The 12,476-nt window shown below is 44.3% G+C and carries 12 protein-coding genes; 8 read left to right on the top strand and 4 right to left on the bottom strand.

All coding sequences use genetic code 11. From position 1 onward, the window contains the following. The first annotated feature begins 126 nt into the window (after window positions 1–126). Genes EPX21_RS07710 through EPX21_RS07720 form a run of 3 tightly spaced genes read left to right on the top strand, consistent with a single transcriptional unit; the run spans window position 127 to window position 6,181 of the window. Window positions 127–1,626 (top strand): TlpA disulfide reductase family protein, encoded by a 1,500-nt coding sequence (locus EPX21_RS07710; RefSeq protein WP_134089092.1) that lies wholly within the window; start codon window positions 127–129, stop codon window positions 1,624–1,626. 5 nt (window positions 1,627–1,631) lie between these two features. Further along, entirely contained in the window at window positions 1,632–4,817 is a 3,186-nt protein-coding gene (locus tag EPX21_RS07715) for a SusC/RagA family TonB-linked outer membrane protein (protein WP_134089093.1), read from the top strand. 11 nt (window positions 4,818–4,828) lie between these two features. Next, window positions 4,829–6,181, top strand: coding sequence for a RagB/SusD family nutrient uptake outer membrane protein (locus EPX21_RS07720; protein ID WP_134089094.1), 1,353 nt, complete (start codon window positions 4,829–4,831; stop codon window positions 6,179–6,181). Window positions 6,182–6,233: 52 nt separating this feature from the next. On the opposite strand, the gene EPX21_RS07725 is transcribed toward EPX21_RS07720, so the two are convergent. From EPX21_RS07725 to EPX21_RS07735, 3 genes are all read right to left on the bottom strand, one after another. Beyond that, the gene (locus EPX21_RS07725; RefSeq protein WP_134089095.1) at window positions 6,234–6,566 is read right to left on the bottom strand and encodes a hypothetical protein; all 333 of its coding nucleotides are present in this window, start codon (window positions 6,564–6,566) and stop codon (window positions 6,234–6,236) included. Between the two features lie 165 nt (window positions 6,567–6,731). Then, the gene (locus tag EPX21_RS07730; protein ID WP_134089096.1) at window positions 6,732–7,262 is read right to left on the bottom strand and encodes a MauE/DoxX family redox-associated membrane protein; all 531 of its coding nucleotides are present in this window, start codon (window positions 7,260–7,262) and stop codon (window positions 6,732–6,734) included. Between the two features lie 217 nt (window positions 7,263–7,479). After that, a complete protein-coding gene (locus EPX21_RS07735) occupies window positions 7,480–8,061 on the bottom strand; it encodes a cyclic nucleotide-binding domain-containing protein (RefSeq protein WP_134089097.1) in 582 nt (193 codons plus the stop codon). A 293-nt stretch (window positions 8,062–8,354) separates the two neighbouring features. Between EPX21_RS07735 and EPX21_RS22635 the strand changes: the two genes are divergently transcribed. The 4 genes from EPX21_RS22635 to EPX21_RS07750 all read left to right on the top strand — a co-directional run bounded on the left by EPX21_RS22635 (window position 8,355) and on the right by EPX21_RS07750 (window position 11,458). After that, a complete protein-coding gene (locus tag EPX21_RS22635) occupies window positions 8,355–8,495 on the top strand; it encodes a hypothetical protein (RefSeq protein WP_166670707.1) in 141 nt (46 codons plus the stop codon). 202 nt (window positions 8,496–8,697) lie between these two features. Next, window positions 8,698–9,582: a hypothetical protein gene (locus EPX21_RS07740; RefSeq protein ID WP_134089098.1), complete on the top strand. Its 885-nt coding sequence runs from the start codon at window positions 8,698–8,700 to the stop codon at window positions 9,580–9,582. Window positions 9,583–9,652: 70 nt separating this feature from the next. Continuing rightward, window positions 9,653–10,729: a histidine kinase gene (locus EPX21_RS07745; RefSeq protein ID WP_134089099.1), complete on the top strand. Its 1,077-nt coding sequence runs from the start codon at window positions 9,653–9,655 to the stop codon at window positions 10,727–10,729. Next, complete coding sequence (locus EPX21_RS07750; RefSeq protein ID WP_134089100.1) at window positions 10,730–11,458, top strand: LytTR family DNA-binding domain-containing protein; 729 nt, start codon at window positions 10,730–10,732, stop codon at window positions 11,456–11,458. It begins immediately after the preceding gene. A gap of 5 nt (window positions 11,459–11,463) precedes the next feature. Here the strand turns inward: EPX21_RS07750 and EPX21_RS07755 are convergent, their stop codons facing one another. Further along, window positions 11,464–11,700 (bottom strand): hypothetical protein, encoded by a 237-nt coding sequence (locus EPX21_RS07755; protein ID WP_134089101.1) that lies wholly within the window; start codon window positions 11,698–11,700, stop codon window positions 11,464–11,466. Between the two features lie 286 nt (window positions 11,701–11,986). Between EPX21_RS07755 and EPX21_RS07760 the strand changes: the two genes are divergently transcribed. After that, complete coding sequence (locus EPX21_RS07760) at window positions 11,987–12,313, top strand: hypothetical protein (RefSeq protein WP_134089102.1); 327 nt, start codon at window positions 11,987–11,989, stop codon at window positions 12,311–12,313. Window positions 12,314–12,476: the final 163 nt, after the last annotated feature.

Below are 12,476 nucleotides of genomic sequence, written 5' to 3' on the forward strand. Positions count from 1 at the left end.
AACGGTCATTCTCTGTAATTTCGCCATCATGCTTGTCAGTTTGTAAATAATAAACTGTCAACCTATATCAGGACAAGACAGCTCGCCCTTAAACCTTACACCCTATACCTCATAACCCTAAAGATCTTGTTCTGTGTTTGTTTGGCTCAAGCCGGGCAGCGGGGTCTAGGCAACCCTGCTGCCGCAGCTTTAGCCACAGATTCTATTAAGCCATTGCAAATAGGAGACACCATTCCCGAAGCCTTATGGAACCTACCACTGCGAATGGTACAAGCGGGGCAGGAGGGAAGCACTAACGTAACCCTTAATGACTACAGAGGCAAGCTCATCATCCTGGATTTTTGGGCCACTTGGTGTGGGCCATGTATAACGGAGATGCCGCATTTGTTTTCTTTACAAGGCGTTTTTCCAGCAAAGCTGATGCTCCTACCTGTTACCTCGCAAAACGAAAAGCTTATTAGGATATTCCTCAACAATCAAAAAAATAAGCCCATTGGGCAGCTAGAGCCTTCCTTTTATACCATCGTAAACGAGAGCTTAAGAGGTTATTTTCCTAGGCAGACCATTCCGCATACTGTCGTTATTTCTTCTACAGGAGAAATAGAAGTTATTACTTTACCTAACTTAATTACCGCCGACTACCTGAGGGCAAAATTAGAGGGCCGCAAGGATACGCTAATTGGGCAAAAGAGAGAATTCAGGCTTAGTAAGCCGTTTTTAGGCAGTAATTATGAAACAACCAATGCCACTGCTTACTATACAGGTTTTTTAGGGCATATTGATGGCTTGACGGCGATATTGTCAACGGATACCGATACAGTGGCTCGCCAAATTCATCATTATATCGGTAACCGATCTATTCTTGAGTTTTATGCATTGACACGGCTATTTGGAGGGCTTCCTTTACAACCAAACAGAAGAATAATAGCGGTAACTAGTCCACCAGATATGCTTCCACATATTCAGGCAAACGGACTGAACACGGGTTACGATATCAACTGGGAGCGGAAATATACCTATTGCTACGAGAGTTACGCACCAATGGCTGTGGGGCTGGAAGGAATTAGAAGCAGGTTAAAGCAAGATGTCGATTTCTTTTTTGGCTTGCAGGCACGCATAGAAAAAAGAATGCTGACCGTCCTTCGCCTCATAAAAGTAGGATATTCAGATACGCTATCGAATGATGGCGAACGAACCTTTGTTCGAAACGGAAGAGTGGTGCACCGTTTGGATGACAAGCAGAAGGAATTAGGACCTTCTCCTAGTGGGGCGATAAATTACTTGTTGAATTATCCGATTGACGAATTTTTATACTTGCTTAATGAGTGCAATACAGACACTTTTGGCCCTTTACCGCCCGTGATAACTGCTACTGACCTGCATGGGCAGACGCGCATGAATATCGACCTGCCTGATGATCTTACAGATTTTGAAGCTTTAAATAAATGCCTGGTAAAGCAAGGTTTAAAGCTTGTTGAGGAAGAGCAGGAAATGGAAATGTTTGTTCTGTCTGACAGGGCAACCGAAAAAAGTAAACCGACATTAGTGCTCAGTAGGCTGGGCTATATCCCGGCAGAATCCGCACCCACTGTATTTATGAACCCACATTATAATATCCTAAACTGATCAATATGAGAACAGTTCTTTTTAGTGTCTTTTTATTTTTGAATCAGACACTTTTTGCACAGCAACATAACCTGCGTGGTCAGGTACTTTCTGTGCAAGATCACCCTATTGCCGGTGCTGTTGTAAAATTAAATTCATTAAAATCAATCGTGGAAACGGATGCCAAAGGCTTTTTTATGATTGGCAACATCGATGCGTATAATACCGTACTGGAAGTGTCGCATGTTGGCTACAAAACTTACAAAGCCACAATTCTGCTTCCTGCCGATTCTATAATCAAAATAGTATTAACCGATTCTATAAACGATTTGCAGGAGGTGCAGGTTTCAACCGGTTATCAGAGTCTGCCTAGGGAACAGCTTACAGGTGCATTCGAACTGGTGGATAATAAACTTTTAAACCGGCAGATCTCAACGGACATCATCTCGCGACTGGATGGCTTGGTGCCGGGCGTGCTGTTTGATAAGCGGGACGGGGGTACACAAAACTTTTTAGTGCGTGGACGCAGCACTTTGGCAGACAGGGTCAGCTTAAGTTCACCGTTAATTGTTGTGGATAATTTTCCTTATCAGGGGGATATTAATAGTATAAATCCAAATGATATTGAAAATATTACTTTCTTGAAGGATGCGGCAGCGGCATCTATCTGGGGAGCTAAAGCCGGGAATGGCGTGTTGGTCATTACGACAAAGAAGGGAAAGTACGGACAGTCTAACCGGATTGCGCTAACGGCCAATGCTACCTGGGTGACGGCTCCTGATCTGTATTATCAGCCGCGGATGTCTACCTCTGAATTCATCGATACAGAAATATTCCTTTATGAAAACGGTGCCTATAATGCCTACCTAAACAATACCACTACCCGGCCGCCGATTACACCGGTGGTGGAACTGCTGGACTCAATGAGCAGGGGGCTGCTAAGTGAGCAACGGGGCTATGAGCAGATAAACCACTTTAGAACGAGGGATGTACGTAAAGATTATGAAAATTACTTCTACAGAAACGGTTTCAATCAGCAATATGCACTGAATTTTAACGGAGGGACGGAGAGGGGCCACTATATGGTTGCGGCCGGTTTTGACCGAAATCTGGAGCAGCTTAAAGAGAATGCGCTTAACCGTATCAGTGTCCGCACAAACTATACACTGAGGCTTACCAAGCAGATGACTTTTGATGTCGGTTTTGCTTATATAAGCCGCAGACAAGTGCTGAATAATACGGGAGAACCGGGCCTGTCACCATCGGTTACCAAGCTGTACCCCTATGCGACGCTGGCGGATGAAGCAGGGAATCCGCTGCCCATCGAACAGCGTTACCGGTATAATTACATTACGCAGGCAGGAGAGGGGCGACTATTGGATTGGACGTATCGCCCACTTGAAGAAATTTATTTAGCCGATCACGTGATGAAAAATCAAAACCTGACGGCCAATGCGAGGCTTCACTACGCCTTCGGTAAAGACTTTTCTGCTGAATTTCGTTACCAGTACGAGCGGCAGGATGAGGGCGAACATAATTTTAGAAGCAATGAACTGTTCTATACGCGCGATCTTATTAATCGCTATACACAGCTGGATGGATCAAATGTTGTCCGCCCAATACCTATGGGTGGAATTCTTGATTATGGCAGCTCGGATATGGAAACCCATAACGGTCGGGTACAGCTTAACTATAAAAAAGATTGGATAGATCATCGGATTACTGCCATGCTGGGTGGAGAGATACGGCAGCAAGCATTTTCCTATTTACGGAATAGGGCATATGGTTATGATGATGATTTAAAGACATCATCGCCGGTAGATTTGGTAACCCGTTTTCCGATGTTTGACGGTTTGGGCTCGAGTACGTCCATCCCCAACGAACAGGCTTTCGGAACTTCCTTATCGCGTTTTATCTCCCTATTCGGAAATACATCGTATACCTACAAAAATCGCTATATCCTAACGGCAAGTATTAGACGGGACGCCTCTAATCTTTTTGGAACTGCTACTAATAACAAGTGGAAGCCACTTTGGTCCACTGGGTTGAAGTGGCTGATTAACGAGGAATCTTTTTATCACAGTAGCTGGCTTCCCTTGCTGAGTTTAAAGGCTTCTTACGGAAAAAGCGGAAATGTGAACAACTCAGTGGCAGCCTTAACAACCATCCGTTATAATAGTTCCCCCAGTTTATTGGCAAGACTGCCATATGCAACGGTTCAGAATCCCCCAAACCCTGATCTGAAATGGGAAAACGTATCGCAATGGAACCTAGGCCTTAACTTTAGTACAAAAGGTAACAGGTTAAACGGTAGCCTGGAATACTACGCAAAAAGATCTACCGATTTATTGGCCCTGGTAAATGCGGATATTACGACGGGTTTTGCCGTCCTGAACAGAAATAGCGGGGTTGTTAGCAATAAGGGACTGGATTTCTCACTCACAAGCGAAAATTTGATGGGAAAATTCAACTGGACATCTAACTTCTTCCTTTCCGCGAACAAAAATAAACTAGTTAAGTTAGACTATGACCAGTTTGTGAGCGCCAGCAGCTTACTGCTTCCGCCAGCCAAGGGATACCCTTTAAATAGTCTTTTCAGCTACCGATTTGGTGGTCTGGATCACGAAACGGGTGATCCTGTAGGTTTTGATAGCGAAGGTAATCGGAGTGTTGATTATATCAGCCTGTTATATCCGCAGTCGGCCAATGAATTAGTATATAATGGCTCTTTACTGCCACAGGTTTTCGGAGGCTTGCGCAATGACTTTACGTATAAGCGGTTTACCCTATCGGTCAATATTACTTACCGTATGAATTATGTATATCGGCGGAATACCATTTGGTATAGCATGCTTTTATCTCCAAATACCGTGGTTGGACATGCTGACTATGCGCTAAGATGGCAGCAGTCTGGAGATGAATTAAAAACAACGGTACCTGCACTGATGTACCCAGCAAACAGCATGCGCGACCAGTTTTATGCAGAATCTGAGGCTACGGTTGAAAAAGGTGACCATCTCAGGTTGCAAGACATCAACTTGAGGTATACCGTAAATGGCGGGCCTCGAAGTCCGTTTAATAACTTCACCTTTACGTTCTATGCAAACAATCTAGGCATTCTGTGGAAAGCCAGTAAAAACGATATCGACCCTGATTATACTTTGAATCCGCCGTTAAGAACATATGCATTGGGAATCAACTTAAACTTTTAAATAGAAATATCATGATGAAATATAGTGTATATATCGCATTAGGGCTTTGCTGTTTGGCTGGCAGCTCCTGTAGTGATTACCTCGATGCAAAACCCGACAGCTCTTTAGCTTTAACCGAAAAACTTGCTGATTTACAGGCTATCCTAGACAGTGAAATTCGAAAAAATGATAACAATCCGGATCTCGGAGATGTGGCCAGTGATTATTATTATCTTTCTGAGCAGAGCTGGCAAAGGTTGACAGAACTGGCACGTAGCACATATTTATGGCAGCGTCTTCCTTCGCAGGTAAACAGCTGGTCATCTAGCTATACCCGGATATTTGATGCCAACGTAGTGCTGGGCGCAGTTGAGAACGCAGATGTAGGAAATTTACGAGAAGCCGACCGGCTACGCATAAAAGGAGAAGCACTTTTTGTACGGGCTTGGTCTTTTTATCATTTGGCCCAATTATTTGCCTTACCCTATAGTGAAGAAAATCTGGAAAAGCCCGGCATACCGCTAAGGATGACCGCTGATATTAACGCGCCAACAACAAGGGCAACGATTAAGGAAACATACGATCGGTTACTGGCTGATGTCTCGGAAACTTTGCTTTTATTACCTGATCTGCCGCTTGTTGCTACACGGCCATCAAGAGCAGCATCTTTTGCTTTATTAAGCCGGATATACCTTAGCATGCGAGACTACGAGCAGGCGGGTATCTATGCCGATTCCTGTTTACAGCTGCAAAGTGATCTTATGGATTATAACGAGCTGGATACGGTAAAGACCGGGCAATTTCAGGCCTTAAATAAAGAAGTGATTTTCCATGCGCGACTGCTTTTTTCATCGGGCGTCTTTAATAATAATTCGATGGAGGTAGATACAAACCTGTACCGCAGTTATGCGGAGGGCGATCTACGGCGACCATTGTATTACAAATATAATAGCGGCGGCGTATTGGGTTTTTATGGGGATTATGCCGGCTATGCTGCCGGACCCGCCTTTTTTGGCATCAGCACGGATGAAATGTGGTTGACTCGGGCGGAATGCCGTGTCCGTAAAGGGGATATAACCGCCGGTTTAAATGACCTAAATCATGTACTGGCAAATAGATTCAAGAATAACGCTTTTAAACTGGTAGGAACAAATGACCAGGCGGAAGCTTTGGCTTTGGTGTTGCAGGAACGTTATAAAGAACTTGCTTTTCGTGGTGGGATTAGATGGCCTGATCTGAGACGGTTAAACCAAGAAGAACTGTTTAAGCGGGTGCTGCGAAGGCGTTTGGGTAGTGAATATTTTGAACTTGCCGCTGATGCGAATCAATATGTATTTCTTATACCGCAGGTGGTGATTGAACAAACTGGAATAGTACAGAATTAATAATCTAGGCCGACTGAGAAGTCGGCCTAGATTATTGTTTAGTATTTAAACATTAAGGTTGTCTAAATACACGATCTGATGATCCCCCCGATTGAATAGTGCTTTGTAATTCGCTATCGATTACTGGCTGATCGGGATTTGATGCGGAAGCTTCGGCCTTGATTCCAAACATGTTTACCCCTCCGGCACAAGCATCTTCAAGGTTCGTGCCCGTGTTGTGAATGTAGCTGGAAGACGATAGGGGATTGCCCCCAGAGTACAGCCACTCTTGCTCCTGCCTATTAAGCATTTCTGCTTTAGCTGCTTTTACCTTTGCTAAAGCGATACCACTGCCCGACAACATCACTGCTGCCAGTACAGTTCCTGTAACTTTTTTAATGTTCATAACGTTAAGTTTTAAACAAGCTGTTTTTCCCCAGCTCTTTTTTATCGTAAGCCTGGGCAGTTTAGGCTGAAATAACTTTTCTAAGTTTCTCTGGCTGTTTGCAAGAGCTTTGTGTTTTGCCTAAAATCCCGTCTTCCCGATAATCCGGAACAATGGAAAGTATACTTACTGATGAGGTAGCACCTTTTGTGCACGATGGGTACGGCCAAACCAGCGCGTATACAGCTTGTTGGTGATGAGCCTGAATTTTGACCAATACTGTAGGCAGGCTCCTCCTACAGCAAGTATCGTTAGCCGGAGGTTCCACACATAGTGTTCCGGCCATTCCATTTTTTCAAAAATGCCTCCACAGGCACAAGGGATGTATCCAAATATTTTTTCTTTAGCAAGCCAGGCGTATACCGTAAAGCACGCCATGAGCAATACGTTGGCTTTGAGTCCAAAGCGAAGTACTTTGCGCTCGAAAAAGAAAGGGAGGAAAAGCCAGATGGACATCATTAGTTCAGTGGCCGGCAAAGCATAAATCAATACCTCGGTTAGCCAATTGGGAAAAACCTGCCGGTGCATCTTGATGCGGTATACATCAAAGTCGGCCAGTTTCATTGCAGCGGTGTAGCTGTAAAGTAGAATAAACGTGGCTCGCACTATTGTCTCCAGTATAAAGGGTGTCCACTTTTCAAGCACTTTTTTTATCATCGTTTGCTTCTCCTTTCTTTTTAACCGGCGGGCTGCCGATGCTCCGCACTCATCCTACTGATCGGCGGCCGGCCGGTAATGGAACTGATGCCTATCGTTCGGCTATTTCTACCTATCGTCTCCATTAGAAGCAAAGCTAATAAGCTGAAGAGGCCAGAAATGGTCACTGAGTGACCATTTTTTTTCGATTTTTTTTCGTACGGAAGTAGCGGTTGCTTTAGCTCGGGAGCTTAAAAAAGAGCTGCTGCCCTTTTTTATAAGTCGTTGGGATAATGTTGAGAAAGCGGCACGTTTCTTCCATGGTCAACTGTCTTTCCAGTTCAGGGAGCTGTTGCCGAAACGCTACATAACGGAAGGCTCCGTCGGTTACCTTTTGAATGTTGAAAAGCATGCGCGTCATCATTAGTTTTTTGCGGAGCAAAATTTGAAACAGTTCGGCAAGCTGTGGGTATTGTGGCAGAACTGTTCGTACTTGCTGCAAGGGTAATTCTAAGAGTTCGCTGGGACGGAGGATCTGGATGTCCAAACCCTCAGCTTGGTCGGAAAAAGTATGCTTGGTGCCCGTGAAATATTCATATTGCTGCGCAATCCATAGGAGATCGGCTCTGCTGTCGCCTCGATGATGCATCCCGGCAAGCAAGCCACTCAAAACAAAACACCAGGTTTTCTTACGTTCGCCTGCTAATAGGTAGTATGCTTTTTTCGCATATCGGCGTATTCTGCCATGTGCACGGATGAACTGCTTTTCTTCCGGGTTTAGCTCAACGCGTTGTTCTGCATAAGTAAAAAATCTTTCCATAATAAAGTACTTGGTTCCTGCGCGAGATAGCTATTTGCCTGGTGGGATACAAATCGATGGGACGAACACCCCTGTTTACGTGACAAAGGCAGGGTTTTTCGAAACGAAGGCTTTTTTTTCAAAAATGCTCCTTTTGTCTCGTTTTTGCTCAACTTAATCACATGAATTTGTGATATAAATGCGCATTTGAGAGTATTGCATCGTGATGATCACGTTTTCCCTCTGGCCAAGGGTACAGGCGTAGGCCCGGCCTGCTAAACCGGGCGATTGATTAACTATTAAAAATTAAATTCATGGAAACGATGCAATTAAATCAAGAACAGAAATTGTGGAATCGCAACGCTCATGCTACAAGAGGCGTAGCACATTTATTGGGGTTCGTAGACAACGATGAACCGGATGATGAGCGTAAATGTGATTTTGTAATCCTTTAATCATGCAGAGGGTGTCTAAAAAGACCTCCAACGTCATATCGAGTGTAGTGTAACGGAATCGAGATATCTCTTAATGAGTTAGTTACAAATAACAGATTTCTCCACTTCCTCCGAAGCCTCGGGGTCCGGTCGAAATGACAATTTTTTAGACACCTTCTCGTGCCTAAATCAATTATCTCTCAACAAATTAATACAATATGTAATGGAAATGTATTTACAATTGCCTTATCTGGAGGCGCTTGCCCAACTACGCCAGAAGGTGGAAAAACTGGATATCTTCGGCCGTAAGGATGTGTTGCGGCGTTTTATCCGTTTTAGTACCAATCTGCAGTTTTTTTTACCGGCCATACCTTATGAAAGGCATGAGCAGTTGTTTAAAAAGCTCTGCCTTCAGCAACACCTGAGTCATTTAGATCAACATCATCCGCAGGCCTTAGGCTATTTAGCGCCCGGTACGTTGGATGTATTGCACGCGGAGGCCTTAAAGCCCGGAGCGGGCATCATCTGCACCTATCATACGGGTTCTTACCGCCTGATCAATAAATTGTTGATGCAGCAGGGCGTGCCTTTTTCTTTATTGGTGGCAAGTGAGGTGCTGGCGGAAGAGCAGGCGGACTATTACCGGATATTCCGGGAAACTGCATCAGACCGGGCTGAGAACTCATTTCATCTAACTGATGCGCAGCATCCGAAAGCTTTGTTGCAATTGTTGGCGTCTTTAAAAAGGGGACGGAAATTGGTGATTTATCTGGACGGAAATTCGGGTACGGGCAACACCTTAACGGTTAAAAATGCCTGTGCTGTTCATTTTTTTAACAAATGCCTGCGGGTACGGAAAGGGGTAGCTACCCTGGCCTATTTAGCCCGGTGTCCAATTCTTCCACTGATTTGCAAACGCCGTACCAATGGGCAAATTGATTTTGATCTACAGCCTACAATTCATCCGCAGCTTAGTGCCAGCCGTACGCTATTTGAACAGCAGGTGGTGCAACGATTATACCGTTACCTGGAGGTTTACACGCAGCAAAATCCGGGCGACTGGGAGGGCTGGCTGCATATACACCGGTATATGGTTGAAGACAGCTAGCTTTTTTTCTTGCCTGCTCCATCTAGAATGGGTAAATTCAGCTTTCTCAATTTTTTTAAAACCTAGGCGTATGATGTTAAAATTACTAGACCAAACGGGCTATAAACGCTTTTTGCTTTATTTCATTCCCGTTTTTTTTTATTGCTTTGCCTCTTATTGGCTGAATCGATTAATGATGCCCACCATCACCATATGGTCGGTTTTGGGCTTTGAGGTTGTTTTTATTGCCATTTGCGCGGGCTTCGCTTTGATCGTCAATCTGGCACTGTCGCCCAGATGGTGGTATGTGGGTTGCCTGCTATTGGTTTTATTCTCTTTTGTAGCCAGTGTAATGGCGTATCATTATATCTATGGTGTGATGCCTTTTTGGGGCATGTCGATTACCAAAACAGAGGTAGACTTTAATCAGCGGGAGTTTGCACAGAATTGTATACTAGGTTTATTCAGAGCTTTTACCTATGGCGTACTTTATGTAGTGCTGCGAAGACTGAAAGAGGAGTCGAAACAACGGATTGAAGAGCTTAAACAACGGTTGGAGGCGGAGCGGATAGCGCGCAAATTGGCAGAAGAACGAAATCATTACCTGATGAGTTTGCTTACGGCCGAAATGTACCCGCATTTTATTAAGAACGGATTGAATATGCTGGGAGGTATGGCGGTACGGCATAATGATACCCGCATGCTGGAGTCGGTGCTGGACCTCGAGTCTTTATTGGATTACTCCAACGAGCGGATAAGGGATATTAATCAAGTGGTTAACGTAAATAAGGAGCTAAAGCGGGTACAACGATTGATACGCTTAATCCGCCGGCAACTGGGTAGTGATTCGGTGGTGCTTTATGGAAGTAAGGGGGTGAAGACGGCCTATCTGATTCCGCCCTTTGTGCTGATTACCATCGTAGAGAATGCCATGAAGTATGGAGTGATTTCGGAAGCTTGTCCTTTGCGGATTAACGTAGCATATTCGGATGGATCTTTTTTGTTTACCTGCTATAACCGGAAAAAGAAGGGAAGCCCAACCGTGCCTTCCTCCAAGATAGGACTGAACAATATTACGCGTAGACTGAATATGCTTTTACGGGACCGCTTTGAACTGCACATACAGGATGAAGCCGAGGATTATACTGTTTCACTCAAACTGACCTAAATGACAGGCCTAAGGAAGATCCGTGTAGTGTTAGTTGACGATGCACCGCAGGCGATTAATATGCTGCTCTTTTATCTGAAAAGGTTTGCGGATTTGGAGGTGGTGGAGACTTTTACCAGCGCGTCGGCCGCTTTTGGATGGCTGTTGGAGCATCAGGTTGACTTGATCTTTGCGGATATTGATATGCCGGAGCTCACCGGGATTGATTTGATGAAGGGATTAATAGATCCGCCAAGGGTGATCTACTGCACGTCGCACCGGGAATTTGCTGTTGAAAGTTTCGAAACGCATCCGATAGATTATTTGATGAAACCCATTGCTTTTGATCGTTTGCAGCAGGCCGTTACATGGGCTACGGAATCGATTTTAGGTTTGAAGCTGGAACAGGTAAAGGTGGAGGATCCTTATCTGTTTGTGAAGGAGGTTGACTCAACGGCGGCAGTGCGCGTAGACATCGATGATATTGTATACGTGCAGGCGGCAAAAAATACATGCCTGATCAAGTTGTTGAACAGGGAAGTGAGAACCCGCAAAACGCTGAAGAAAATACGTGAACGCCTGGGAGATGAAAACTTTATGATGGCAGAGCGTTCTTTTCTGATTAACAAGCAGCTGATTGTGAAAATTCAGGATAACAAGATCATGCTTCGTGGTTTGCAACAGGGCATTCCGATCGGCCCGGATTATGCACCTGCAATCCGCGAATTTGTGGACGCTCGGCTTTGGTAAGCTGGCTAGCGGTTTAGCGTGAGCAAATAGAGGATCCGATGCTGTTGTAGGTATGCATAAAGCTCCTCACGATCGGCTTCGTCAAAAGATGAAGTACGCAGCAAACCTTGCGTGCCTAAAGCCAGGAGGTCTTTCAATGTCAAAACTTGTTGTTGCCGGCATTTCTGTAGAAACGTTTCGCTAAAGCTGTGTTTTTCAAGTGGCTGTGAGATGAAATCTTCGGTTGATAATATCTTAGGCATGGTCAAAAAAATAGCGGGTCATCGAATTTCCCGCTTCTGAACCGTTGCGACACGGCTTTACACAAAGAAACCGATGCCCGCATGCGCGGGCGATCAGTCTATTTTTCTTCGTGTAAAGTTTAATAAGTCGCAATATTTCAGAAACGAGTAAAATAGCTGTCGCTAAATATTATATGTTAAAAAAATCGTTCTATATCATTCTTTATCTATTAATTTCCTTGTTTCAAAGGTATCAAATATCTGCTGATGTGACAAGAATCAATTTTTAAATCTAAAATCGTATAAAATGTCTTTAAAGATAAACCGTGGCGCTATGCCCTGCCACTGCTGTGCCCATTTATTCCGGTTATTGTACCATGAGGTAAAGGGGCTTAAAGAGCATACGGAGAAAATACATGGCTTTATTTTCAATAAAGAAGCAGAAGAAACTGTCTACCGCGATGCGGCTTATACCATGGATAGGGTGGGTATAAGCAAAAGTACCTTGTTGCGTTGTCAAAACCAGGGCATCATTGCGGTTGCCAAAGTCTTGAATAAAAAGAAACTCTTTCGCGATCAGGACGTGGAACACCTGCGTAACACCTATTGGAACCTAGGTTTTTCTTCGCATTAATACCGTACTTTCTTCGGTGTTTGTCCAGTTATTTTACAGATATCGATCAGGTTTTTACCAGATTTATCTGGCCAATACCTGGCCGTGTAATCTCCCCTTAAAACAGCTACGAATATTAATGTAGTTTTATAATTTAGGGACAATGAAAAAAAGCAAGTTCAGC

This window comes from Olivibacter sp. XZL3, from assembly GCF_004368405.1.
GTDB lineage: Bacteria > Bacteroidota > Bacteroidia > Sphingobacteriales > Sphingobacteriaceae > Olivibacter.

What these genes read in the sequence shown, in the direction of transcription:
- EPX21_RS07745 (WP_134089099.1), top strand. Translation starts at nt 9,653, where the DNA reads ATGATGTTAAAATTACTAGACCAAACGGGCTATAAACGCTTTTTGCTT.
- EPX21_RS07750 (WP_134089100.1), top strand. Translation starts at nt 10,730, where the DNA reads ATGACAGGCCTAAGGAAGATCCGTGTAGTGTTAGTTGACGATGCACCG.
- EPX21_RS07720 (WP_134089094.1), top strand. Translation starts at nt 4,829, where the DNA reads ATGATGAAATATAGTGTATATATCGCATTAGGGCTTTGCTGTTTGGCT.
- EPX21_RS07760 (WP_134089102.1), top strand. Translation starts at nt 11,987, where the DNA reads ATGTCTTTAAAGATAAACCGTGGCGCTATGCCCTGCCACTGCTGTGCC.
- EPX21_RS07735 (WP_134089097.1), bottom strand. Translation starts at nt 8,061, where the DNA reads ATGGAAAGATTTTTTACTTATGCAGAACAACGCGTTGAGCTAAACCCG.
- EPX21_RS07715 (WP_134089093.1), top strand. Translation starts at nt 1,632, where the DNA reads ATGAGAACAGTTCTTTTTAGTGTCTTTTTATTTTTGAATCAGACACTT.
- EPX21_RS07730 (WP_134089096.1), bottom strand. Translation starts at nt 7,262, where the DNA reads ATGATAAAAAAAGTGCTTGAAAAGTGGACACCCTTTATACTGGAGACA.
- EPX21_RS07755 (WP_134089101.1), bottom strand. Translation starts at nt 11,700, where the DNA reads ATGCCTAAGATATTATCAACCGAAGATTTCATCTCACAGCCACTTGAA.
- EPX21_RS07740 (WP_134089098.1), top strand. Translation starts at nt 8,698, where the DNA reads ATGGAAATGTATTTACAATTGCCTTATCTGGAGGCGCTTGCCCAACTA.
- EPX21_RS22635 (WP_166670707.1), top strand. Translation starts at nt 8,355, where the DNA reads ATGGAAACGATGCAATTAAATCAAGAACAGAAATTGTGGAATCGCAAC.
- EPX21_RS07725 (WP_134089095.1), bottom strand. Translation starts at nt 6,566, where the DNA reads ATGAACATTAAAAAAGTTACAGGAACTGTACTGGCAGCAGTGATGTTG.